Origin of the sequence: Actinomadura geliboluensis (genome assembly GCF_005889745.1) — a bacterium.
Classification (GTDB): Bacteria; Actinomycetota; Actinomycetes; order Streptosporangiales; family Streptosporangiaceae; genus Spirillospora; species Spirillospora geliboluensis.
The window spans coordinates 1-790 of the sequence record NZ_VCKZ01000775.1 but is presented as its reverse complement, the minus strand read 5'-3'; the positions used below and the strand labels follow the sequence as shown (position 1 = coordinate 790).

The 790-nt window shown below is 58.1% G+C and carries 1 rRNA gene; it reads left to right on the top strand.

Annotated features, from left to right (window positions below):
• Window positions 1-790, top strand: a 23S ribosomal RNA gene (locus ETD96_RS44170); the annotation flags it as partial.

Genomic DNA, 790 nt, shown 5'->3' with positions numbered 1-790 from the left:
TGGGGCAGGCTAATCCGCCCAGGGTAAGTCGGGACCTAAGGCGAGGCCGACAGGCGTAGTCGATGGACAACGGGTTGATATTCCCGTACCCGCTGGTATGCGCCAACGCTGAACCCTCTGATGCTAAGACCCCGAATCCTGGTCGAAGCCTTCGGGCTTCTTCTGGGCCTAGCGGTCGACCCGAGGGGGAAGTAGGTGAGTGATGGGGTGACGCAGGAGGGTAGCTCAGCCCGGGCGATGGTTGTCCCGGGGTAAGGCTGTAGGGAGAGAGACAGGCAAATCCGTCTCTCGTTAATCCTGAGAGCTGATGCCGAGCCGTTTTAGGTGAAGTGAGTGATCCCATGCTGTCGAGAAAAGCCTCTAGCGAGTGTACTGGCGGCCCGTACCCTAAACCGACTCAGGTGGTCAGGTAGAGAATACCAAGGCGATCGGGTGAACTGTGGTTAAGGAACTCGGCAAATTGCCCCCGTAACTTTGGGAGAAGGGGGGCCTCGTCCGGTGAGCCGTCTTGCACGGGGAGCTGGGTGGGGTCGCAGAGGCCAGGGGGAAGCGACTGTTTACTAAAAACACAGGTCCGTGCGAAGTCGTAAGACGCTGTATACGGACTGACGCCTGCCCGGTGCCGGAACGTTAAGAGGACCGGTTAGACCAGCAATGGTCGAAGCTGAGAATCTAAGCGCCGGTAAACGGCGGTGGTAACTATAACCATCCTAAGGTAGCGAAATTCCTTGTCGGGTAAGTTCCGACCTGCACGAATGGCGTAACGACTTCCCCGCTGTCTCAACCACAG